The organism is Microbacterium galbinum (genome assembly GCF_023101185.1).
In the GTDB taxonomy this organism is placed as follows: domain Bacteria; phylum Actinomycetota; class Actinomycetes; order Actinomycetales; family Microbacteriaceae; genus Microbacterium; species Microbacterium galbinum.
This window is the reverse complement of the sequence record NZ_CP078077.1, coordinates 2466874-2490527: the sequence shown is the minus strand read 5'-3', so window position 1 is coordinate 2490527 and position 23654 is coordinate 2466874. Positions and strand designations below refer to the sequence as shown.

At 68.6% G+C, this 23654-nt stretch carries 22 protein-coding genes and 2 riboswitches; of the genes, 2 read left to right on the top strand and 20 right to left on the bottom strand.

Annotated features, from left to right (window positions below):
- Positions 1-4: 4 nt before the first annotated feature.
- Genes fdxA through KV396_RS12045 form a run of 4 tightly spaced genes read right to left on the bottom strand, consistent with a single transcriptional unit; the run spans position 5 to position 1768 of the window.
- Complete coding sequence (gene fdxA / locus KV396_RS12060) at positions 5-325, bottom strand: ferredoxin (protein ID WP_042542002.1); 321 nt, start codon at positions 323-325, stop codon at positions 5-7.
- A 9-nt stretch (positions 326-334) separates the two neighbouring features.
- The gene (locus KV396_RS12055; RefSeq protein ID WP_247955861.1) at positions 335-682 is read right to left on the bottom strand and encodes a histidinol dehydrogenase; all 348 of its coding nucleotides are present in this window, start codon (positions 680-682) and stop codon (positions 335-337) included.
- A gap of 55 nt (positions 683-737) precedes the next feature.
- Complete coding sequence (locus KV396_RS12050; protein WP_247955860.1) at positions 738-1052, bottom strand: AzlD domain-containing protein; 315 nt, start codon at positions 1050-1052, stop codon at positions 738-740.
- The gene (locus tag KV396_RS12045; protein ID WP_247955859.1) at positions 1049-1768 is read right to left on the bottom strand and encodes an AzlC family ABC transporter permease; all 720 of its coding nucleotides are present in this window, start codon (positions 1766-1768) and stop codon (positions 1049-1051) included. Before KV396_RS12045 ends, KV396_RS12050 begins: the two co-directional genes overlap by 4 nt.
- Positions 1769-1873: 105 nt before the next feature.
- On the opposite strand from KV396_RS12045, the gene KV396_RS12040 reads away from it, so the two are divergent.
- Entirely contained in the window at positions 1874-2422 is a 549-nt protein-coding gene (locus KV396_RS12040; RefSeq protein ID WP_247632571.1) for a helix-turn-helix domain-containing protein, read from the top strand.
- A gap of 3 nt (positions 2423-2425) precedes the next feature.
- Here the strand turns inward: KV396_RS12040 and KV396_RS12035 are convergent, their stop codons facing one another.
- The 4 genes from KV396_RS12035 to typA all read right to left on the bottom strand — a co-directional run bounded on the left by KV396_RS12035 (position 2426) and on the right by typA (position 8220).
- Positions 2426-4063, bottom strand: coding sequence for an MFS transporter (locus tag KV396_RS12035; protein WP_247955858.1), 1638 nt, complete (start codon positions 4061-4063; stop codon positions 2426-2428).
- Positions 4060-5079, bottom strand: coding sequence for a glutaminase A (gene glsA, locus KV396_RS12030; RefSeq protein ID WP_247955857.1), 1020 nt, complete (start codon positions 5077-5079; stop codon positions 4060-4062). Before glsA ends, KV396_RS12035 begins: the two co-directional genes overlap by 4 nt.
- Positions 5080-5186: 107 nt before the next feature.
- Positions 5187-6086: an aggregation-promoting factor C-terminal-like domain-containing protein gene (locus tag KV396_RS12025; protein ID WP_247955856.1), complete on the bottom strand. Its 900-nt coding sequence runs from the start codon at positions 6084-6086 to the stop codon at positions 5187-5189.
- Positions 6087-6306: 220 nt separating this feature from the next.
- Complete coding sequence (typA, locus tag KV396_RS12020; protein WP_247622959.1) at positions 6307-8220, bottom strand: translational GTPase TypA; 1914 nt, start codon at positions 8218-8220, stop codon at positions 6307-6309.
- A 103-nt stretch (positions 8221-8323) separates the two neighbouring features.
- Between typA and KV396_RS12015 the strand changes: the two genes are divergently transcribed.
- Positions 8324-9130, top strand: coding sequence for a CPBP family intramembrane glutamic endopeptidase (locus tag KV396_RS12015; RefSeq protein WP_247955855.1), 807 nt, complete (start codon positions 8324-8326; stop codon positions 9128-9130).
- A gap of 34 nt (positions 9131-9164) precedes the next feature.
- Here the strand turns inward: KV396_RS12015 and KV396_RS12010 are convergent, their stop codons facing one another.
- The 12 genes from KV396_RS12010 to KV396_RS11955 form a co-directional block, all read right to left on the bottom strand.
- Entirely contained in the window at positions 9165-9728 is a 564-nt protein-coding gene (locus KV396_RS12010) for a PH domain-containing protein (RefSeq protein WP_247955854.1), read from the bottom strand.
- Positions 9725-11404, bottom strand: a complete 1680-nt coding sequence (locus tag KV396_RS12005) for a dipeptide ABC transporter ATP-binding protein (protein ID WP_247955853.1) — start codon at positions 11402-11404, stop codon at positions 9725-9727. Before KV396_RS12005 ends, KV396_RS12010 begins: the two co-directional genes overlap by 4 nt.
- Complete coding sequence (locus KV396_RS12000) at positions 11401-12342, bottom strand: ABC transporter permease (RefSeq protein ID WP_247632579.1); 942 nt, start codon at positions 12340-12342, stop codon at positions 11401-11403. The genes KV396_RS12005 and KV396_RS12000 overlap by 4 nt, the downstream gene beginning before the upstream one ends.
- Entirely contained in the window at positions 12335-13261 is a 927-nt protein-coding gene (locus KV396_RS11995) for an ABC transporter permease (protein WP_247622964.1), read from the bottom strand. The genes KV396_RS12000 and KV396_RS11995 overlap by 8 nt, the downstream gene beginning before the upstream one ends.
- Positions 13262-13365: 104 nt before the next feature.
- Positions 13366-15003, bottom strand: coding sequence for a peptide ABC transporter substrate-binding protein (locus KV396_RS11990; protein ID WP_247622965.1), 1638 nt, complete (start codon positions 15001-15003; stop codon positions 13366-13368).
- A gap of 221 nt (positions 15004-15224) precedes the next feature.
- Entirely contained in the window at positions 15225-18065 is a 2841-nt protein-coding gene (gene gcvP / locus KV396_RS11985; protein ID WP_247957596.1) for an aminomethyl-transferring glycine dehydrogenase, read from the bottom strand.
- Between the two features lie 61 nt (positions 18066-18126).
- Positions 18127-18504 (bottom strand): glycine cleavage system protein GcvH, encoded by a 378-nt coding sequence (gcvH, locus tag KV396_RS11980; RefSeq protein ID WP_247622966.1) that lies wholly within the window; start codon positions 18502-18504, stop codon positions 18127-18129.
- Entirely contained in the window at positions 18501-19682 is a 1182-nt protein-coding gene (locus KV396_RS11975) for a glycine cleavage system aminomethyltransferase GcvT (protein ID WP_247955852.1), read from the bottom strand. The genes gcvH and KV396_RS11975 overlap by 4 nt, the downstream gene beginning before the upstream one ends.
- Before the next feature lie 54 nt (positions 19683-19736).
- A riboswitch (glycine riboswitch) is annotated at positions 19737-19833 on the bottom strand.
- A gap of 1 nt (position 19834) precedes the next feature.
- A riboswitch (glycine riboswitch) is annotated at positions 19835-19929 on the bottom strand.
- Between the two features lie 28 nt (positions 19930-19957).
- Positions 19958-20824 (bottom strand): ABC transporter ATP-binding protein, encoded by an 867-nt coding sequence (locus KV396_RS11970; RefSeq protein ID WP_247955851.1) that lies wholly within the window; start codon positions 20822-20824, stop codon positions 19958-19960.
- Complete coding sequence (locus KV396_RS11965; RefSeq protein WP_247632582.1) at positions 20821-21678, bottom strand: ABC transporter ATP-binding protein; 858 nt, start codon at positions 21676-21678, stop codon at positions 20821-20823. The genes KV396_RS11970 and KV396_RS11965 overlap by 4 nt, the downstream gene beginning before the upstream one ends.
- Positions 21675-22664: an ABC transporter permease gene (locus KV396_RS11960; RefSeq protein ID WP_247632583.1), complete on the bottom strand. Its 990-nt coding sequence runs from the start codon at positions 22662-22664 to the stop codon at positions 21675-21677. Before KV396_RS11960 ends, KV396_RS11965 begins: the two co-directional genes overlap by 4 nt.
- Positions 22657-23652, bottom strand: coding sequence for an ABC transporter permease (locus tag KV396_RS11955; protein ID WP_247622971.1), 996 nt, complete (start codon positions 23650-23652; stop codon positions 22657-22659). The genes KV396_RS11960 and KV396_RS11955 overlap by 8 nt, the downstream gene beginning before the upstream one ends.
- Positions 23653-23654 lie beyond the last annotated feature (2 nt).

Sequence of the window (23654 nt, the reverse complement as noted above, 5' to 3'; positions counted from 1 at the left end):
CGGCCTACTCGCCCTGGGGCGGCAGGGCCGCGATGATCGGGTGGTCGTGCGCGATGACGCCGACCTTGGCCGCGCCTCCGGGCGAGCCGACCTCGTCGAAGAACTCGACGTTCGCCTTGTAGTAGTCCTGCCACTCGTCGGGCAGGTCGTCCTCGTAGTAGATCGCCTCGACGGGGCACACCGGCTCGCAGGCGCCGCAGTCGACGCACTCGTCCGGGTGGATGTAGAGGGAGCGCTCGCCTTCGTAGATGCAGTCGACGGGGCATTCGTCGATGCAGGCTCGGTCCTTCACATCGACACACGGGAGGGCGATCACATACGTCACCGCTCCAGTCTACTTCTCCGCCTCCGTGGCGACGGGCACCGACCGGAACGACGGCCACGCGATGACGACGAGAACGATCGCGGCGATCAGGTACGTCCAGATCTGTCCCGCGAGCGTGTTCTCGACGACGACGGATCCGCCGGGGCCCCGGCCGGAGATCAGGAGCAGCATGCCCACCATCCCGAGGCCGGCCGCGACGGCGGCGCCGCGGTCGTGGGTGAGCACGCGGATGGCGATGAGGATCGCCGCGCACGCGATCGCTCCGACGATCATGCCGGTCGGGATCGGACCCCAGGTCTGGCTGTGCGCGATCGTGCCGGCGACACCGTAGACGCCACCGACCAGGGCCGAGGCCACCCACGACAGAACTCTCGACAACCGACTCACGCCCACCCTCCGATCCTACGCGCGGTCAGGCCGCGAGTCCGAACAGACGCAGGAGGGCAGCGGTGAGCGCCGCCGCGAACACCACGACGAGGAAGGACTGCCGCAGCCACAACAGACCCGCGGCGACGAGCAGTGCGGGCAGGCGCGCATCGACGACGATCGCCTGACCGTCGCCCAGCGTCTGCACCGCGACGAGCGCCGCGAGCAGGGCGACGGTCAGCAGGTCGGAGATACGCGCGGGTCGGGGCGCCTCGAGCACCTTCGGCGGCACGAGGTATCCGACGGCCTTCAGCGACAGGCAGACGAGAGCCGCCAGCAGGATCGCACTCCACAGGGTCATGATTCCCCCTTCTCATCGGCATCCGCTGCGCGGCCATCGGATGCCGGGCGCCCCAGCCAGTTGAACCACCCGACGATCACGGCCACGACGGCCGCGACGAGCACCGGCAGACCGGGGAGGAGGAAGGGCGTGAGCGCCGCGGCGACGACGGCGGCGGCGATCCCGACGGCGATCGCCTGGCGTTGCTGCAGGCGCGGCCACAGCAGCGCCAGGAAGGCGGCCGCCGCCGCGGCATCCAGCCCCCAGTCCTTCGGATCGCCGAGCACGTTGCCGACGAGGGCGCCGATGAGGGTGGTGATGTTCCAGCCGACGAAGATCCCGATGCCGGTGACCCAGAATCCGACCCGGCGCAGGCGCGGATCGCTCTGGGCGATCGCCACCGCCGTCGATTCGTCGATCGTGAAGTGGGCGGCCAGCGCACGGGTCGCAGGCCCTCCCCCGATGACCGGCGACATGCGCATGCCGTAGGCGACGTTGCGCACGCCGAGGAGGACGGCCGAGGCGATCGCCGAGGGGAGCGCCGCGACACCGCCGGCCGCGAAGACCCCGACGAAGGCGAACTGCGATCCTCCCGTGAACATGAGCAGGCTCAGCACGCAGGTCTGCCAGACGTCGAGCCCGGCCGCGACGGCGAGGGCACCGAACGAGATGCCGTACGCGCTCGTCGCCAGCACGACGCCGAGGGCCTCGCGCCAGACCTCGCGCTCGGCGGTCACGGGGCGATCCCCTCGCGGACCGTTCGCTGCAATGAACACATGACCATCATTCTGAACATTCAAGGACGACTAGTCAAGCGAACGATCGTTTGACATCATGAACGCATGGAGGATCTCCGCACCCGCATCGCCCGCACGCTGCGCCGGGAGCGTGAAGCCGCAGCCCTCTCGGTCTCGGAACTCGCTCGGCGCGCCGGCGTCTCCAAGGCCACCGTGTCGCAGCTCGAGAGCGGAGCCGGGAACCCGAGCGTCGAAACCCTCTGGGCGCTCGGCGTCGCACTCGACGTGCCGTTCGCCGTCTTCGTAGACCCGCCCCAGAGCGGGCCCACGCTCATCCGCCGGGAGGATCTCAGCGGCGTCCCGTCCTCGGCCGCCGCGTACAGCGCCACCCTGCTGGCCGCTTCCCCGCCCGGCGCACGGCGCGACCTGTACCTGATCTCCGCCGAACCGGGCGAGGCCCGACGCTCCGATCCGCACCACCCCGGGACCATCGAGCACGTGGTGCTGATCTCGGGGCAGGCGAAGGTCGGCCCCGCCGGGGCCGCCGCACTGCTGAACCCCGGCGACTACCTCACCTACCCGGGCGACGCCCCGCACGTGTTCGAGGCCACGGCCCCGAGCACGAGCGCCGTGCTGATCTCCGAGCTGCGCTGAGGATCAGTCCGACGCGGCCACGGGCGACGGATCCGGGATCTCCTCCGGCTTGTATCGCGGCAGTCGGGAGGCCGGGAGGATCGCCAGGGCGCTGATCCCGGCGAGCACGAGCAGACCCAGCCGCAGCGTCGACAGACGGGCCTCCTCGTTGACGGCCACGGCGGCGTCGACCTGGGCGGGCGTCGCGTCGGTGCGATCGAGCACCACGCGCAGGTCGTCGTTGCTCACGAAGTTCACGCTGTCGAGATCGACCTGCGCGACGAGCGCCGGCGGCAGCTCCGGATGCTCCACGACCGCGCGCCCGACGCTCAGCCCCAGCAGAGAGACGAGCAGCGCACCCGCGACCGCCGTCCCCACCGCCGACGCGAGGTTCTGGGTCGTGCCCCGCAGCGATCCCACGTCACCCGCGAGCGACGACGGCGCCGAGGTGACGAGCACGTTGAAGACGAGGGTCACGAGCGCCCCCTGCCCGATCCCGAACACCACCAGACCGAGGATCGTCGGCAGCGTCTCCCAGTTGTTGTTGACGACGAACGAGAGCCAGACGAGGGCGCCGGTCGTGAGCAGGAATCCGAAGACGCCGATCACACGCGGCGGGTAGCGCTTGTAGAACCGCACGACGAGGGTCGCGGTGATGAACACGGTGAGGTTGAACGGCATCATCGCGATCGAGGTGTCGAAGGGAGTCCTCCCCTGCACGATCTGGATGTAGAGCGGGATCGTGAAGTTCACGCACGCCTCGAGAGCGACCACGATGAACATGGCGTACACCGCCGCGCGCTCCTTCGAGGAACGCAGGATGCTGAGGTCGATCAGCGGCACACGTCCCTCGGCGATCCGCCGACGCGTCCACAGGAAGAACCCCTGCCCCAGCACGACGCCGGCCACGATGAAGAGCGGTGCCGGGGAGAGCCCCAGGATGTCGAACGGGGCCGCCTCCGTCGCCTCGATCGCTCCCCAGCCGTTGAGATTGTTGAAGCCGAGGGTGAGCAGCACGATCGCCGCGCCGATGAGGAGCGAGGCGACGAGATCGATGCGGATGCCGGGGTCGCCGCGGTCTCCGCGCAGCGTGAAGCTGAAGGCGAAGACGAGCACGGCGATGCCGAGGACGATGAAGAACATCGGACGCCACCCGACGAGAGTGCCGAGAGTGCCGCCGATGAGGAACGCGGTGACACCGGAGATCGCCCGCGCCGAACCGATGGCGCCGATCGCCGTCGCCTGCTGGGCGCCGCGGTAGTTCTCGGCGATGAGCGCGACGATCGAGGGCACGATGATCGCCGCCGCGGCACCGGCCACCGCCTGACCCGCGATCGCCCATCCGATGCTCGGGGCGATCAGCATGAGCACCGACGATGCCGCGAACAGCGCGATCACGACGCGGAAGATCAGCACCCATCCGACGCGCTGACCGAGCTTCGCACCGGTCATCACGAGCGCTGCGACGGCCAACCCGTACATGACGATCGTGGTGCTCGCGACCGTCGGCGGCACGCCGAACTCGCTCACCATCCCACCCAGCGAGATGGGGAGCGCGGCGACGTTGAACGACATCAGCACCTGCGCCATGAACAGGCTGATCATGGGAAGCCAGGACGACTTCACGGCGACGGACGCGGTCTGCGGCGCGGACTCGGTCATCGGGACTCCTCGGGGGCGGGTGCAGCGGCGGGTGCGGACGCGAACAGGTTGAGCCCGAGGGCCCGGGAGAGGTAGCCGATCGCGCGCTGCGAGCGCACGGAGTTGCCGGCTTCGTCGAGACGCGGCGAGAAGCCCGCGACGGCGCCCTTGCCGGGGGCGACCGCGACGATGCCCCCGGAGACACCGGACTTGGCCGGGAGTCCGATCTCGAACAGCCATTCACCCGAGCGCTCGTACAGGCCGCTGGCGGCGACGACGGCGAGCGTGTCACGGCACACCTCGGCCGACACCACCCGCTGCCCGGTGATGGGGTTGACGCCGCCGTCGGCCAGCGTGGCCCCCATGACCGCCAGATCGTGCGCGGTCACCGCGAGAGCGCACTGGCGGGTGTAGACGTCGACGACCTCGTCGGGGTCGCCCTCGAGGCGTCCATAGCTGGTGAGCAGGCGCCCGAGCGCTCGGTTGCGGTCGTTCGTACGCGCCTCGGAGGCGTAGACGACGCCGTCGAGTCCGAGAGCGCGGCCTGCGAACGCCGACAGACCCTCACGGACGCGCTCCCACTGCTCGGCGGACGTCTCCCCCGGCATGAGCGCGGTGGTGGCGATCGCGCCGGCGTTGACCATGGGGTTCATGGGATGCCCGGCGTTCAGCTCGAGCGCCATCACCGAGTTGAAGGGAAGCCCCGTGTTGTTGACCCCGACGATCTCGCGGACGCGCTCGTGCCCGTGCTCCTGGATGGCGAGGGCGTAGACGAACATCTTCGAGATCGACTGGATCGAGAACGGATGCTGCGCGTCGCCCGCGTCGTGCACTCCCCCGCCAACCTCGATGACGGCGAGCCCGAAGAGCTCGGGGTCGACCTCGGCGAGCACGGGGATGTAGTCGGCGACTATGCCGTCGGAATCCCGGGCGAAGCGCGCGTGCGCATCACCGACCAGCCGCTCGACGTCTCGCCACCCGGGCAATGCCCCGGTCGAGACCTGCTGCGGGACGTGGTCCCATCCGGCCGTGTCCACGGGCTCTCCTCGCGTTCGACGACGCCCCAGCCGTCATTCGCCACGATAGCGCTCGAACGCCCCCGGTAGAAGGTGTCTACCGGGGGCGTTCGCGGGTGCCTGCGGGCTCAGTACCAGTTCATCGCCTGCGAGTGCCCCCACGCGCTGCACGGGGTGCCGTACACGGACGAGATGTATCCCAGACCCCAGGCGATCTGGGTCGCGGCATTGGTCTGCCAGTCGTTGCCCGCCGAGGCCATCTTGCTGCCGGGGAGCGCCTGCGGGATGCCGGTCGCGCCGCTCGGGTTGTAGGCCTGGTAGTTCCAGCTCGACTCCTTCTGCCACAGCGAACTCAGGCAGGAGAACTGGTCTTCTCCCCAGCCGTACTGGTCGGCCGCCATGACACGTGCGGTCGCCTTGGCCCCCTCGGGGGTGTTCGACGAGGCGAGCGCCGCGGCGGCCGCCTCGGCCTCTGCCTGCGCCTGCGCGGCGGCAGCGGCGGCCGCGTCGTCCGCTGCCTTCTTCTCCTGCGCTGCGGTGAACGCCGACTGGAGCGCCGCGGTCTGCTCGATCACCTTCTCGGTGTGCTGCTGGGCGATGACCGTGGTGAGAGTGAGCTCGATGGCCGGAACGGCCTTCCGACCGTCGAGGGTGTCGACATTGCTCTGCAACTGCGCGGTCTCGACGGCGGGGACGACTCCGCTCAGGTCGAAGCCTGCGGCGTCGATCTCGGCGGACAGCTGATCGGCGGCATCAATGGCATCGGTCGCGGCGGTCGCGGTCGCCGCGACGTCGTCCGACGCCTCGACGGTCGTGGTGGTGCCGGTGGTCGCCGAGGGCGATGCGTCATCGGTCTCGGTGGCGCCGGAGGCCGGGCCCGCGACGAGTCCGGCGGTCAGCGTGATGCCGAGCATCGCACCGACGGCGGTGCCGAGGAGCAGCAACGGCCGACGAGAGCGGACGGCGGAGTGGGCGGTGGCGGCCTCGAGGGCGCGCCGGGAAGCACGGGTGTTCTGAAGGTGAAGCAAAGAATCGACTTTCGGGTCGTCGAGCGCCCGGACCTGCGGACAGGGCGGCTCATCGGGAGCCGACTCATCGGACGCAAGTCATCGATTCTGTGTCATGTTTCTGGACGAACCCTCCGCAGAGCCTGGACGGAATATAAGTCCCACCTGGGCTTTTCATGAAAAAAGGGCCTCGCCGCCGCATTTCTGCGGAGCGAGGCCCTCTTATCGGTCCTGTTCGGACTCAGGCGTTGGCATCCTGACGCTTGAGGCGAGCGGTCTCGCGCGCACGCGTGTTGGCGTCGAGGTTCACCTTGCGGATGCGCACGGCCTCCGGCGTGACCTCGACGCATTCGTCGTCACGCGCGAACTCGAGGCTCTCCTCGAGCGTCAACTGACGCGGGGGCGTCATCGACTCGAACGAGTCGGAGCTCGCCGCACGCATGTTGGTGAGCTTCTTCTCCTTGGTGATGTTCACGTCCATGTCGTCGGCGCGCGAGTTCTCGCCGATGACCATGCCCTCGTAGACCTCGGCGGTCGGCTGCACGAAGAACGACATGCGCTCCTGCAGGGCGATCATGGCGAACGGGGTGACGACACCCTGACGGTCGGCGACGATCGAGCCGTTCTGGCGGGTCGTGATGGATCCGGCCCAGGGCTCGTAGCCGTGCGAGATCGCGTTCGCGATGCCGGTGCCGCGGGTCGTGGTGAGGAACTCGCTGCGGAAGCCGATGAGGCCGCGCGACGGGACGATGAACTCCATGCGCACCCAACCGGTGCCGTGGTTGGTCATGTTCTCCATGCGACCCTTGCGGTTGGCGAGGAGCTGGGTGATCGCGCCGAGGTGCTCCTCCGGCGTGTCGATCGTGAGGTGCTCGAAGGGCTCGTAGGTCTTGCCGTCGATCTTCTTCGTGACCACCTGCGGCTTTCCGACCGTGAGCTCGAAGCCTTCGCGACGCATGTTCTCGACGAGGATCGCGAGGGCGAGCTCACCGCGGCCCTGGACCTCCCAGGCATCCGGGCGCCCGATGTCGACGACCTTGAGCGAGACGTTACCGATGAGCTCCTTGTCGAGACGGTCCTTGACCATGCGCGCCGTGAGCTTGTGGCCCTTGACCTTGCCCATCAGCGGCGAGGTGTTGGTGCCGATCGTCATCGAGATGGCGGGGTCGTCGACCGTGATCGCCGGGAGCGGGCGCACGTCCTCGGGGTCGGCGATCGTCTCGCCGATGGTGATGTTCTCGAAGCCCGCGATCGCGACGATGTCGCCCGGGCCCGCGGACTCGGCCGGGTAGCGCTCGAGCGCTCGGGTCATCAGCAGCTCGGTGATGCGGGCGTTGCTGGTGGTGCCGTCGGAGCGCACCCAGGCCACGGTCTGGCCCTTCTTCAGCGTGCCGTTGAAGACGCGCAGCAGCGCGAGGCGACCGAGGAAGGGGCTGGAGTCGAGGTTCGTGACCCACGCCTGCAGGGGCGCCTCGTCGTCGTAGGACGGAGCCGGGACGTGCTCGAGGATCGCCTCGAAGAGCGGCTCGAGGTCGTCGTTGTCGGGCAGCGAGCCGTCGGCGGGACGGTTCTGCGACGCCGCACCGGCACGACCGGACGCGTAGACGACCGGCACGTCGAGCAGTGCGTCGACGTCGAGGTCGGGCACGTCGTCGACGAGGTCGGACGCCAGACCCAGCAGCAGGTCGTGGGCCTCCTCCTCGACCTCCGCGATGCGGGCGTCGGGGCGGTCGGTCTTGTTGACCAGCAGGATGACGGGGAGCTTGGCCTCGAGCGCCTTGCGCAGCACGAAGCGGGTCTGCGGGAGCGGGCCCTCGCTCGCGTCGACGAGCAGCACGACGCCGTCGACCATCGACAGGCCGCGCTCGACCTCGCCACCGAAGTCGGCGTGACCCGGGGTGTCGATCACGTTGATCGTGATCTCCTTGCCGCCGGCGTGCTTGCCCTTGTAGGTGATCGCCGTGTTCTTGGCGAGGATCGTGATGCCCTTCTCGCGCTCGAGGTCGTTCGAGTCCATCGCGCGCTCTTCGACGTGCGAGTGCTCACCGAACGAGCCGGTCTGGCGGAGCATCGCGTCGACAAGAGTGGTCTTGCCGTGGTCGACGTGAGCGACGATGGCGACGTTGCGGAGGTCAGAGCGGAGGGCGTGAGCCATGCAGGAATCCTAAGAAGAGGAGTGGGAGGAGTCGGGAAACCGACGTTCCAGGATAACGCACGCGCAGGACCCCCGGCTGAACGGAGGCCGTACCATCGGAAAAGTGAGGCACGAAGACGCAGACCGACCGCTCCCGGACCCGACCTCCGAGCCCTCGGCGCGGCGGCTGTGGTGGGAGATCGCGATCGTGCTCGCGCTCGGTCTCGGCCAGTCGGCGATCTACGCGATCGTCCAGCTCGCCTACCGGCTCACGGACGACACCCCGCTCGCCGATCAGACCGCGACGCTGAATCCCTCACGCAGCGACCGCGAGGTCTTCGACCTGATCTACCAGGTGCTGTCGATCGGCTTCTCGCTCGTACCGGTGCTGCTCGTCTGCTTCCTGCTCTGGCAGCACCGTCGACCGCACCTCGCCCGTCTCGGCCTCGACGGCACACGCGTCGGCGTCGACATCGGCCGGGGCGCGCTCCTCGTGCTGGCCATCGGCATCCCGGGCCTCGGCCTGTACGTCGTCGGCCGGGCACTGGGTCTGTTCGTCGCGGTGAACCCGGGCGGACTCGACACCCACTGGTGGACGATCCCGATCCTGCTGCTGGCCGCCGCGCGAGCGTCGTTGCAGGAGGAGTTCGTCGTGCTCGGGTATCTCTTCGCCCGGCTCAAGCAGCTCGGATGGTCGCCCTGGACCATCATCATCGCGACCTCGCTGCTCCGGGCGACGTACCACCTCTATCAGGGACCCGGGGCCTTCATCGGCAACCTCGCGATGGGGCTGCTGTTCGGCTGGCTGTTCCTGCGCACCGGACGCCTGCTGCCGTTCCTCGTCGCGCACTTCCTGATCGACGCGACGGTGTTCGTCGGCTACCCGTGGGCGGCGGCGACGTGGCCGACGCTGTTCGGCCTCCCGGGCTGATCGCCCGAGAAGCCCCGGCGACCCGCGCCCGCGTTCAGCCGGCGTTCGCGATCAGCACGGCGCCGATCGCCCACAGCACGATGATGCCGAGGGCGAGAAGCGCACGGGAGTCCCACTCGCGGCGGATCGGGGCATCCGCCGCGGTCGCCGCGTCCCAGCGGTCGCGGATCTCGGTGAGATCGCGGATCCCGGCCGGGGCCTTGGATGCTTCGCCCTCTGCCGCATCGCGACGCGAGGGACGCGCGCGGGCGGGTCCGCCGTAGGCGCTGACGCGCGAGTCGTCGTCGAGGGCGAACTCGAGCTGCCAGCGGAAGTCCACATCGCGGACGCGGGCCCAGCCGAACGAGGTGCGCCGGAGCATGTTCTGCACGACCACACCGGCGTCGTCGACCCGCACCATGGACACGAAGCTCAGCTCGTACACGACCCACATGCCCAGCAGCACCCACGGCGCCACCAGGAGCATCTGCGTCCAGCTGCCCCGCACGACCGTGTCGCCGAGCAGGAAGAGCGCGAGCGCGCCGGAGATCACGAGCACGGCCGTGCCCGAGGACGCGCGGAAGATCCGCACGCCCTCGGGCTTGTCGGCAGCGGTCACGCGCCGCTTCCGCCGAGCGGAATGGACGCGCCGGGGATCGCCTGGAGCAGGCGATCCGTGTACTCCTGCTGCGGGTTGGCGAAGATCTCGTCGACGGTGCCCTGCTCGACGATCCGGCCCTTCTCCATGACGCACACCAGGTCGCTCGACACGCGCACGACCGCGAGGTCGTGGGTGATGAACAGGTAGGTCAGGCCGAGCTCCGACTGCAGTTCGGCCAGGAGCTGCAGCACCTGGTCCTGCACGAGCACGTCGAGGGCCGAGACGGCCTCGTCGAGCACGATGATGTCGGGCTTGAGCGCGAGGGCACGGGCGATCGCCACGCGCTGCCGCTGACCGCCGGAGAGCTCGTTCGGGTAGCGCGTCGCCAGGGCCCGCGGAAGGGCGACCTGGTCGAGCAGCTCCTCCACACGCTCACGGTGCGAGGCACGATCGCCGACGCCGTGGATCTGCAGCGGCTCGGCGATGGTGTTGCCGATGTTGCGCAGCGGGTCGAGCGAGCCGTACGGGTCCTGGAACACGGGCTGCATGCGGCGGCGCAGACCGAACGCCTGCGCGTTCGACAGCTTCGACACGTCCTGCCCGTCGATCTCGATGGTTCCCGCAGTGGGCTCCTCGAGCTTGAGCACCATCTTCGCGACGGTGGACTTGCCCGAGCCGGACTCCCCGACCAGCGCCAGCGTCTTGCCCTTGGGGATCTCGAACGACACGCCGTCGACCGCGCGGAAGGCCTCGCTGCGGAAGCCGCCCTGACGGATCTTGTAGTCCTTCGTGAGCCCGGCCACGCGCACCGTCGGCGGGATGTCGGCGAGGTCGTCGAGGGTCTCGATGCCCCGATCCTCCACGACCGCCTGGATGCGCTGCGAGGCGACGCTGGGCGCCGCCGCGACGAGACGCTTCGTGTACGGGTGCTGCGGGTCCTCGAGGATCTGCCGGCTGGGGCCCGCCTCGACGATGTTGCCGCCGTTCATCACGATGATCTTGTCGGCGCGCTCGGCCGCGAGACCGAGGTCGTGCGTGATCAGCAGCACCGAGGTGCCCTTGTCGCGCGTCAGCGAAGCCATGTGATCGAGGATCACGCGCTGCACCGTCACGTCGAGGGCCGAGGTCGGCTCGTCGGCGATCAGGAGCTTCGGATCGGCCGCGAGGCCGATGCCGATCAGCGCGCGCTGGCGCATGCCACCCGAGAACTGGTGCGGGAACTGGTGCAGACGGCGTTCGGCGTCGGCGAGACCCGCCTGCTGCAGCACCTCGATCGCGCGGGCCTTGACGGCCTGGCGCCCCTGGGCGATGCCGTTGGCGCGGATCGCCTCCTTCACCTGGAAGCCGATGCTCCACACCGGGTTGAGGTTCGACATCGGGTCCTGCGGCACGAATCCGATGTCGCGGCCGCGCACGCCCTCGATGGCCGTGCGGCTCAGAGTGGTGAGCTCGCGACCCTCGAGGGTGATCGATCCGCCGGTGACCGTGCCGGTGCCGGGCAGCAGGTTGACGATCGCGGTGGCGGTCGTGGACTTGCCGGAACCCGACTCTCCCACGATCGCGACGGTCTCGCCCGGGAAGACGTCGAAGCTGATGCCGTGGAGCACTTCGCGCAGACCCTCCTGGGTGCGGAAGGCGACCTTGAGGTCGCGGATGCTCAGCAGGGGCGTCTGATCGGTGATGCGCTCGCTCATCGGCGTGCCCTCGCCTTCGGGTCGAGGGCGTCTCGGATGAGCTCACCCAGGGTCACGAACGCGAGCACCGCGAGGGTCAGCGCGATCGACGGATAGATGAGCGCCATCGGGGCGACACGGAGCGATGCCTGGGCATCACTGATGTCGTTACCCCACGACATCACGTCGCTGCCCAGACCGACACCGAGGAACGACAGGGTGGCCTCGGCCACGATCGCCGCCGCGAGGCCGAGCGTCGAGACGACGAGCAGCGGCGCGATCGCGTTCGGGATGACGTGGTTGAGCAGAATCTTGAACTTCGACTGGCCGAGAGCCTGCGACGCCACGACGAAGTCCGCCTGACGCACGCGCAGCACTTCTGCTCGCACGACACGGGCCGTGGAGGCCCAGGCGAACCCGCCGATCGCGAGAGCCAGCGTCCAGACCGAACGCGAGTCGCGGAACACCGTCATGACGACGACGGCCGCGAGGATGTACGGGATCGCGAAGAAGATGTCACCGATGCGCGACAGCAGACCGTCGAGCCACCCGCCGTAGAAACCGGCGAGTGCGCCCATGATCAGGCCGAGGAACGACGAGATCACGGTGGCGATGAGGCCGACCGCGAGAGACGTCTGCGCACCCCAGGCGATGCGGGCGTAGATGTCGCAGCCCTGGAACGTGAAGCCGAGCGGGTGCCCGGCAGCCGGGCCGCCGTTGCTGTTCGCCAGATCGCAGGAGTCCGGTGCGGTGGCGGTGAACAGCGTCGGCCACACCGCCATCAGCAGGAACGCGAGTCCGAGGACGACGGAGAACCAGAACAGCGGACGACGGCGCAGGTCGCTCCAGGCGTCGCGCCACAGGTTGCTGGGCTTCTCGGAGATGCGGACAGCGTCTACCGCGATCGACTCGGTTTCGACCGGGGCGACGTAGTGCTTCTGGGTCGTGGGGTCAGGCATAGCGGATCCTCGGGTCGAGCAGACCGTAGAGCAGGTCGATGAGCAGGTTCACCAGGACGTACAGGATGACGAACACGGTGACGAACGAGACCACGGTCGGTCCCTCACCGCGCTGGATGGCCTGGAACAGGGTGTTTCCGACGCCGGGCACGTTGAAGATGCCCTCGGTGACGGTCGCGCCGACGAGCAGCACGCCGAAGTTGGTGGCGGAGTTCGTGATCACGGGGATCAGCGAGTTGCGCAGCACGTGCACGGGGATCACGCGACCGCGCGAGAGCCCCTTGCTGTAGGCGGTGCGCACCCAGTCCTGGTTGAGGGTGTCGATGACGGAGCTTCTCATCAGGCGCATGCTCACGGCGTACAGGCTGAAGCCGAGCACGATGGCGGGGAGCCAGAGACCGCCCCAGTCGTTGTCGGCGCCGACGGTCGGTTTGAACCACCCGAGCTTGATCGCGAGGAAGTACTGAGCGAGGAACGCCACGACGAAGATCGGGATCGCGATCGCGACGAGTGCGACCATGAGCGACACGTTGTCGAAGATCTTGCCCTTGCGCAGCGCCGAGACCGTTCCGATGATGATCGCGAGCGTGAACTCGATTCCGATCGCCATGACCGCGAGGCGACCGGTGACCGGGAGCGTCGCGGCGAGCACGGCGGAGACCGGCCGGCCCGAGAACGTGTTGCCGAGGTCACCCTGGAACACACCGGTGATGTAGTACCAGTACTGCACGATGAACGGATCGTTCAGGTGGTACTGCTCGCGCAGCTGCTCGACGACCGCCGGGTTGGGGGTCTTGTCGCCGAACAGGGCGAGGATCGGGTCGCCGGGCATGGCGAACACGAGGAAGTAGATGAGCAGGGTGGCACCGAAGAAGACCGGGATCACCTGCAGGAGACGTCTCAGGATGTAACCGAGCATCCGCTGTCCCTTCTGAAGGGGGGAGTAAGAAGACCGTGCGAACACAAGCCTGTGAGGCGGTGACGAAAATCGTCACCGCCTCACAGGTGAAGTGCCGTTAGATCTTACTCGCCGGCCTTCGTGATCTCGTAGTACAGCGGGACGGAGTTCCAGCCGAACGTGACGTTGTCGACGTTCTCGCTGAATCCACCGGTCACGTTGGAGTACCACAGCGGGATGGCGGGCAGGTCCTGGAAGAGGACCTCCTGAGCCTTGGTGAAGTCCTCGATCTGCGCGTCGGAGTCGGGGTTGCTGATGCCGGCCGAGATGAGCTCGTCGAACGCGGGGTTCGAGTAGTCACCGTCGTTGGAACCGGCGCCCGTGGCGTAGAGCGGTCCGAGGAAGTTGTACAGACCCGGGTAGTCCGCCTGCCAGCCCGAACGCGCAGCCGTGGTGATGGTGCGGTCGTTGATCTTCGTGCGAAGGTCCTGGAAGGTGGGGTACGGGTCGCCCGAGGCGCTGATGCCGAGGTTGTTCTTGATCTGGTTGCTCACCGCGTCGACCCAGGCGTCGTGCCCGCCGTCGGCGTTGTACGCGATCTTGAAGTCACCCTCCCACGGCGAGATGGCGTCGGCCTCGGCCCACAGCTCCTTCGCCTTCTCCGGGTTGAAGTCGAGAACCTCGCTACCGGGGACCGAGTCCGACCAGCCGGCGATGACCGGCGAGGTGAAGTCGGCGGCCGGGGTGCGCGAGCCCGAGAAGATGGTCTCGGTGATCTCTTCGCGGTTGATCGCCATCGAGAGCGCCTGACGACGCAGCTTGCCCTCTTCGCCCGAGAAGTGCGGGAGGAACTGGCCGATGGTGAACGACTGGAACACGGCCGAGGGCTGGTTCACGGCGCGGTCGCCGAGCTCGTCGGTGAAGACGGCCAGCGAGTTCGTCGGGATCGCGTCGATGACGTCGACCTCGTTCGAGAGCAGGTCGGCGTAGGCCGCTTCCTGCGTCGCGTAGAACTTGATCGTCAGACCGCCGTTGGCTGCCTTGCGGCCGCCTTCGTAGTCGTCGTTGCGGACGAGGTCGATCTGCACGTCGTGCTGCCACGCGTCGTCGCCGTCGATCTTGTACGGGCCGTTGCCGATCGGGTTCTGACCGAACGCGTCCATGTCCTCGAAGGCCACGTCCGGGAGCGGGTAGAACGCCGAGTAGCCGAGACGCAGAGCGAAGTCGGAGGCCGGCTTGTTCAGCGCGATCGTGAAGGTGTAGTCGTCGACCTGCTCCAGGCCCGTGAGCTCGGAGTCCTCGTCGTAGCTGAAGCCCTCGATGTCCTCGAAGAAGTAGCTCGACAGGTGGCCGTTGGAGAGCTTCGCGCCCTCGTTCCACGCCTTGATGAAGTTGTCGGCGGTGACCTCTTCACCGTCGGTGAAGGTGAGGCCTTCCTTGATCTTGACCGTGAGGTGCTGCGGGTCCTCGGTCGTGATCTCCTCGGCGACGTCGTTGACGGGCTCGCCGTCGGCGTCGTAGTAGATGAGCCCTGCGAAGATCTCGTCGAGGATCTTTCCGCCGCCGACCTCGTTGGTGTTGGTCGGGATCAGCGGGTTCTCCGGCTCCGAGCCGTTCGTGGTGATGATGGCGTCCGGGTTCGCCTCGCCCGCGGCGCTGCCGCCGTCGGAGTCGTTTCCACCACCGCTCGCGCAGCCCGCGAGCGCCAGGGCGCCGATCGCGAACAGCGCGGTGCCCGCAAGGGCGATCTTGTTGCGCTTCACTATGTGTCCTCCTAGGACGTGTACTTCTGACTGCGCGCTCATCGTCGAGCACGTAGGGATATTTCAGAGTATCTCGGCATCTGGCGCCCGACGCGCCCGGCTAATCAACCGTTACTGAGTGGTGACCATCTGAAACATCGCCGAAACACACGGCAACACGCCGTAAAACTTCCGACGGCACCGCCTCCGGGAGGAAACGGTGCCGTCGGCGTGTTATCGGATCAGGCGAACGCCTCGATCGGCGGGCAGGCGCACACGAGGTTGCGGTCGCCGTACGCCTGGTCGATGCGCCGCACCGGAGGCCAGTACTTGCCGGTGATCAGCGCGTGCACCGGATAGGCGGCCTCCTCGCGGGTGTACGCGTGCGTCCACTCCCCCGCGATCAGCGACACGGCCGTGTGCGGTGCGTGCACGAGCGGGTTGTCGTCGGCCGGCCAGCGCCCCGCCGCCACGGCATCCGCCTCGGCCTTGATCTGGATCATCGCCTCGATGAAACGCTCGATCTCGCCCAGGTCCTCCGACTCGGTCGGCTCGACCATCAGGGTGCCCGCGACCGGGAACGACATGGTCGGCGCGTGGAAGCCGTAGTCGATCAGACGCTTCGCGACATCGTCGACGGTGATGCCCGTCGCCTCCTTCAGCGGTCGCAGGTCGAGGATGCACTCGTGCGCGACCCGACCGTTCTCGCCCGTGTAGAGCACCGGGTAGTGCTCGCCCAGGCGAGCGGCGATGTAGTTCGCCGACAGCACGGCCGCAGCGGTCGCGCGCCGCAGGCCCGCGCCGCCCATCATGCGCACGTACGCCCACGAGATCGGGAGCACGCCCGCCGAGCCGTAGGGGGCGCCCGAGACGACCCCACCGGCGAAGACGTGACCTCCCGCGTGCTCCGCGCGCTGCGCGAGCGGGTGCGAGGGCAGGTAGGGAGCGAGATGCGCCTTGGCCGCGACCGGTCCGACACCCGGTCCGCCGCCGCCGTGCGGGATCGCGAAGGTCTTGTGCAGGTTGAGGTGCGAGACGTCGCCGCCGAGGTCGCCGAAGCGGGCGTAACCGAGCAGCGCGTTCAGGTTCGCACCGTCGACGTACACCTGACCGCCCGCATCGTGCACGGCGGAGGTGATCTCGACCACGTCGTGCTCGTACACGCCGTGGGTCGACGGGTAGGTGATCATCAGCGCCGAGAGCTCCTCGGCGTGCACCTGGATCTTCGCCCGCAGATCGTCGAGGTCGACGTTGCCGAGCTCGTCGCACGCGACGACGACGACCTTCATCCCGGCGAGCACGGCCGACGCGGCGTTCGTTCCGTGCGCCGACGACGGGATCAGGCACACCGTGCGCTGCTCGTCGCCGTTCGCGAGGTGGTAGCCGCGGATCGCCAGGAGCCCCGCGAGTTCGCCCTGCGAGCCGGCGTTGGGCTGCAGTGACACCGCGTCGTATCCGGTGACCTCGGCCAGCCAGGCCTCGAGCTGATCGATCAGCTCGAGGTAGCCGGCGACGTCGGATGCCGGGGCGAACGGGTGGATGCCCGCGAACTCGGGCCACGTGATCGCCGCCATCTCGGTGGCCGCGTTGAGCTTCATCGTGCACGAGCCCAGCGGGATCATGCCGCGGTCGAGCGCGTAGTCGCGATCGGCGAGGCTCTTGAGGTAGCGCATCATCGCCGTCTCGCTGCGGTGCGCGTGGAAGACGGGGTGCGTGAGGAACTCCTCCCGGCGGAGCAGCCCCTCGGGCAGGGCGTTCGCGACACCGACGAAGGCGAACGCTCGCTCGGCGCGGCCCCCGAAGACGCGGGCGACCTGCAGCAGTTCATCGACGGTCGTGGTCTCGTCGACCGAGATGCCCACGGTGTCGGCATCCGCCGCACACAGCAGGATGCCGTAGCCGTGGTGCGCCTGCTCGACGTACTCGGCCGCGCGCCCGGTCACGCGCACCTGCAGCGTGTCGAAGAACGCGTCGTGCACGACGTCGGCGCCGTCCTCGACGAGCCAGGAGCGCAGCAGCCCGGCCTTGCCGGCGACGCTCCGGGCGATCGCCGTCAGCCCGTCGGGTCCGTGATAGACCGCGTACATCGACGCCATGACCGCGAGCAGCACCTGAGCGGTGCAGATGTTCGAGGTCGCCTTCTCGCGCCGGATGTGCTGCTCGCGCGTCTGCAGCGAGAGGCGGTACGCGGGCTTGCCGTCGGCATCGACCGACACACCGACGAGGCGGCCGGGGAGCTGACGCTCGAGACCGGCACGCACCGCCATGTACCCGGCGTGCGGGCCGCCGAAGCCCATCGGCACGCCGAAGCGCTGGGTCGTGCCCACGGCGACGTCGGCACCGAGGGCTCCCGGCGAGGTGAGAAGGGTCAGCGCGAGCAGGTCGGCCGCGACGACCGCCAGGCCACCGGCGAGATGCGCCGCATCGATCACGGCGGACGGATCCCACACGCGACCGGAGGCACCGGGGTACTGCACGAAGACGCCGAACAGGTCGGCCGGCAGCTGCTCGCCCGCGGCGAAGTCCACCGTGACGAGACGGATGCCGACGGCATCCGCCCGGTTCTCGAGGAGCGCGCGCGTCTGCGGGAGCGCGTCGGCGTCGACCGCGAACACGTCGGTCTTGGCCTTCGACGCGCGGCGTGCGAGGAGCATGCCCTCGGCGACGGCCGTGGACTCGTCGAGCATCGACGCGTTGGCGGTGGAGAGCCCGGTGAGGTCGGCGACCATCGTCTGGAAGTTGATGAGCGCCTCGAGTCGGCCCTGCGAGATCTCGGGCTGGTACGGCGTGTAGGCCGTGTACCACGACGGGTTCTCGAGCACGTTGCGCTGGATCACCTGCGGGGTGATCGTTCCGTAGTAACCGAGACCGATCATCGGCCGGTTCACCGTGTTGCGCGCGGCGAGGGAGCGCAGTTCCGCGAGCGCCTCGGTCTCGCTGGCGGCGGCGGGGATGCTGCTGTCCGCGAGCGCGGACTCCGACGGCGCGGCCGTGAAGATCGACGACGGCACCGCCTCGGTCATCAGCGCTTCGAGCGGCCCCTCGGGGTCGACGTCGGGCCCGATGCCGAGCGCATCGAGCATCCGACGCTGGGCGTCGGCCGTGGGTCCGATATGACGATCGGCGAAAGAGACCACGTGCGGATCAGCCCTCCGTGAGTGCGACGTAGGCGTCGCGGTCGAGCAGTCCGTCGGGCGCTCCGCCCGCGACGGAGACCTTGATGAGCCATCCGCCCGCGAAGGGCTCGGCGTTGACGAGCGAGGGATCGTCGACGACCGCGTCGTTGACCTCGACGACGGTGCCGGTCACGGGCGCGTACAGCTCGCCCACCGACTTGGTCGACTCGATCTCGCCGACGACGGTGCCCGCGGCGACCTCGGTGCCCACGGCGGGCAGTTCGACGAAGACCACGTCACCGAGCTTGTCGGCGGCGTAGTCGGTGATGCCGACGGTGAGGGTGTCGCCCTCCACGGCGATCCACTCGTGCTCCTCGGTGTAGTGCAGGGTGCTGAGATCGGTCATTTCGTCCTCCGGTAGAAAGGCAGAGCGGTCACGGTCGCGGGGATCCTCGTCCCCCGCACATCCAGGAATACTGCGGTTCCCTCTTCCGCGGAAGAAGGGGTCACGTAGGCCATCGCGATCGGATGGCCGAGGGTGGGGCTGAGCGCACCGCTGGTGATCTCGCCGAGCGGGGCACCGTCGGCATCGACGACGCCGTAGCCGGCCCGGCCGGCGCGCTTGCCCTCGGCGACGAGCCCCACGAGCACGGGGGCGTCGGCCGCGGCATCCACCGCGTCCTTGCCGATGAAGCTCGGCTTGTCGGCGGCGACGACCCGGCCGAGCCCCGCCTGCGCGGGCTTGGTCTCGGTCGTCAGCTCGTGCCCGTAGAGCGGCATCCCCGCCTCGAGGCGGAGGGTGTCTCGGGCGGCGAGCCCGGCCGGCACGAGACCGTGCGGCTCACCGGCGACGAGAAGCGAGTCCCACAGCGCCGCGGCATCGTCGGCACGCACGAGGAGTTCGAAGCCGTCCTCGCCCGTGTAGCCGGTGCGGGCGATGAGCAGGGGCTCGTCGCGGAACGTGGCCTGGGCCCAGGCGTAGTACTTCTGCTCGCCCCACGGCACGCTGAGCGCGTCGATCCCCTCCGTGTCGGCCAGGATCGCCGGCGCCGCCGGGCCCTGCACCGCGATCAGGGCGAAGGAATCGGAGACGTCCTCGACGTCGACGCCCCGGTCGCCCAGGAAACCGGCGAAGCTGCGCTCCTCGCCCTCCGCGCGCTCCTGCTGCCGCTCGATGATCGACGGGAACGAACGCACGCGCGAGGCGAAGGCGGAGTCGACGAATCCGCGGTTGCCGGCGTTCGCGATCACCAGGAACCGGTCGTCGGCGAGGCGGTAGGCGATGACGTCGTCGATGATCCCCCCGTCGGCGGCCAGCACGAGCGAGTACTTCGCCTTGCCGACGGGCATCGCCGAGATGCGACCGGCGAGCGCGTAGTCGAGGAACTCCCCCGCATACGGCCCGGTGACGAGGAACTCCGCCATGTGCGAGATGTCGAAGAGACCGGCCGACTGCCGCACCGCGTGGTGCTCGGCGAGGTCGGACGTGTAGCGCACCGGCATCTGCCAGCCGCCGAAATCGGTGAACGACGCGCCGAGCGCCTCATGGCGCTCGCGGAGCGGGGTGTAACGGGGATCGGACATGGAGTTCTCCCGGATGCAGACGGGCGGAACGACGGCACCGCCGTTCCTCGGAACTCCCCCTCTGTCATGGGCCTGAGAGTTTCGCCCGCGCTGACGCAGGGCTTTCACCGTCGGCGGATCCCCCGACGGGCGGGATCGCTTTTCAGAGTGGCCGGAACCGCGCGGTACGCGTACCTGAGAGATTGGCGGGGAGGCTTGCTCCTTCGGTGCCCGGCTGCGTTCGCCGGGGCTCTCCCGCGGGGGTCATTCGGCCCGTGTTCGATTGTGCGCCCAGTCTAGCGGGTCTCCGCCGCGAGCTCCCGCCTGACCTCGTCGCGCAGGCGACCGAGATTCTCGGGCTCCGGCGCGGCACCCAGCAGCGTCTTCGTGTAGGCGTGCTGCGGGTTCAGGATCACCTCGTCGGCCGGGCCGCGCTCGACCACGTCGCCCTTGTAGAGCACCATGATCTCGTCGGAGAAGTGCCGGGCAGTGGCGAGATCGTGGGTGATGTAGAGCACGCCGAGGTCGTCTTCGCGCTGCAGGTCCGCGAGCAGGTTGAGCACCCCGAGTCGGATCGACACGTCGAGCATCGAGACCGGCTCATCGGCGACGATGAACCGCGCGCCCGGGGCGAGCGCACGCGCGATCGCGACACGCTGACGTTGCCCGCCCGAGAGCTCGTGGGGCTTGCGCTCGGCGAAGCTCTTCGCCGGCGACAACCGCACGCGGTCCAGCAGCTCCAGGGCACGCTCGTGCACCTGCGCGCCGCTCCACTCGGGGTGGTGGATGCGCAGCGGCCGCTCGAGGTGGTGGACGATCGAGTGGAACGGGTTCAGTGAGGCGAACGGGTCCTGGAACACCATCTGCACGTCGGAGCGATAGCGGGCGAGCGACTGCCCCCGTGTGCCGGTCTCGGTTCCGTCGAGCAGGATCTGCCCGCTCGTCGGCGTCTCGAGCTTCATCAGCATGCGCGCGATCGTGGACTTGCCCGATCCGGACTCCCCGACCAGCGCGATCGTCCTGCCCGCCTGGAGCGTGAAGGAGACATCCTTCACCGCGTGCAGGATGCTGGTCTTGAAGCCCGACCGCAGGTGGAAGTCCTTCGTGAGGTGCCGCGCCTCGAGCGTGCGCGCGGCGGCACCGGCATCCGTGTGAGCGCTCATCGCACCTGCTCCTGACTCTCGTGCATTCCGGTGCGGACGAAGTCCCCGCGCTCTCCGCGCAGACTGGGGAAGCTCGACAGCAGCCGCTTCGTGTACTCGTGCTGCGGAGAGCGGTAGATCTCCTCGGCGGTTCCCTGCTCGACGATCTCGCCCTGCAGCATCACGGCGATGCGGTCGGAGATCTCGATCAGCATCGGCAGGTCGTGGGTGATGAAGATCACCGCGAAGCCGAGCTTCTCGCGCAGCCGCATGATCTCGCGGATGATCCCGCGCTGCACGACCACGTCGAGCGCCGTCGTGGGCTCGTCCATGATCATGACCTGCGGGTCGAGGGCCAGAGCCATCGCGATCATCATGCGCTGGCGCATGCCGCCCGAGAGCTCGTGCGGGAAGCTCGTCAGTCGCGCGGGATCGACGCCCACCAGTGTCAGCAGCTCCTCGGCGCGCTCCTTCTTCGCCGCGCGCGTCATGCCGGGGCGATGCGTGTCGAAGATGTCGTAGATCTGTGCCCGGACGTCGATCACGGGGTTCAGCGAGTTCATCGCGCCCTGGAACACCATCGAGATCTTGTCCCAGCGGAAGGCCCGCAGCCCGTCGTCGCGCAGGCCGACGATGTCGATGTCGTCGCCGTCGCGGTCGTGGAAGACGATCTCCCCGCTCGTCATGAGCGCCGGTGCCTTGAGCAGCCGATTCATGCCGTAGGCGAGCGTGGTCTTGCCGCACCCCGACTCCCCCGCGAGGCCGAGGATCTCGCCGCGGTGGAGGGTCAGCGAGACGTTGCGGACGGCCTTGACCGGCGGATCGACCTCGTACTCGATCGAGACGCCGCGGGCGGTGAGGACGGCGTCGCTCATGCCGCGACCCCCTTCGTCTTGGCTGCCCGGCGCACGCGTCGTGCGGCATCCGGCGCGTTGCGCAGCTTCGGGTTGATGATCTCGTCGATGGCGAAGTTGATCAGCGCGAGCCCCGCGCCGAGGAGCGCGATCATCACGCCCGGCGGCACGAACCACCACCATGCTCCGCGTCCGAGTGCCTGCCCGGACTGCGCGTCGTTGAGGATCGTGCCCCACGTGATCGAGGAGTTCGGGCCGAGTCCCAGGTACGACAGGCCCGCCTCGCCGAGGATCGCGAAGATGATCGCGAAGAGGAACTGCGCGGTCAGCAAGGGCAGGAGGTTCGGCATGATCTCGACGAGGATCACCCGGAACGATCGCTCACCGGCCACCTTCGCGGCCGACACGTAGTCGCGGGTACGGAGCGAGCGCGTCTGCAGCCGCAGCACGTACGCGGCACCCGCCCACGACGTGATGCCGAGCACGAACGCCACCAGCTGCCAACTGCGCTGCGGCACGAACGACGCGATCACCATCACGAGCGGCAGGCCGGGGATGACGATCATCACGTTGGTGATGAGGGCGAGTCCGTCTTCGCGCCACCCGCCGAGGTATCCGGCGAGCACGCCGAAGAGCAGCGACAGCACGATCGCGATGCCGCCGGCGGTGACGCCGACGAGCAGTGAACCCTGCGCGCCGATCGCGAGCTGGGCGAGCATGTCGTTGCCGAGCTTGGTCGTGCCCAGCCAGTGCTCGGCGGAGGGCGGCTGCAGGGCCGCGTTGTCGGTGCTCCGCGGGTTCTGCGTGAAGAACGGCGCGATGATCGCGAACAGCGTGATCGCGAGCACGAGCACGAGGCCGGTCACGAACTTCGCCGAGCGGGTGGGCATCAGTCCGCGTCCCCGCCTCGATCGGCCGGTCGCGGTGGCGAGCGTCATGGTCGTGGCAGGCGTGTCGGTCGGCTGCTCCTTGACGATCTGCATCGGGGTGAGCTTGGTGTCAGACATTCTGGCGAGCCCTCGGGTCGATGAATCCATAGATGAGATCCATGAAGAAGTTGGCGGCGAGCACGGTGATCGTGATGACGAGGAAGAGTCCCTGCATCAGCGCGTAGTCGTTGTTGGTGACGGCCTGGAACATCAGCTTGCCGATGCCCGGGTAGGTGAAGACCTGCTCCATGACGATGGACCCGGCGACCACGAACCCGAGGGTGATCGAGAAGCCCGCGATCGACGGGATGGCCGCGTTGCGCGCGGCGTAGGTGGTGAGGATGCGCCGGGGACGCAGCCCCTTGGCCTCGGCGGTGAGAACGTAGTCCTCGGCGAGGGTCGAGACCATCATGTTGCGCATGCCGAACAGCCATCCGCCCACCGAGCTGATCACGATCGTGACCGCGGGGAGGATCGCGTGCGAGACGGCGTTCGTGAAGAACGCCCAGGTCGGCTCCGGGCCGTCCGGGAAGTCGAAGACGTCGTAGCCCCCGAAGATCGGGAACCAGCCGAGGCCGACCGCGAACACGGCGACGAGGATGAGCGCCATCCAGAAGTACGGGATCGACTGGAGCACGGTCGTGGCGGGGATCAGGTGATCGACCCACGTGCCGCGCTTCCACCCCGCCCAGGCGCCGAGCACGACGCCGAGGATGAACGAGATCACGGTCGCGGTGCCGACGAGGATCAGCGTCCACGGCAGCGCCTGCCCGATGAGCTCGGTGACCGGGGTCGGGAACTTCGTCACCGAGACGCCCAGGTCGCCCTGGAACATCCGCCCCCAGTAGGAGAGGTACTGCTCCCACAGCGACGAGTCGTCGCCTCCGAGGAGGAGCTTGATGTTGCGGATGGTCGTCTCCGAGACGTCACCGCCCGCGCGTTGCATCTTGGCGATCATGATGTCGGCGGGATTGCCCGGCATCATGCGGGGAAGCAGGAAGTTGATGGAGATCGCGGCCCACAGCGTGAAGGCATAGAACCCGATCCGTCGTGCATAGAACTTCATGT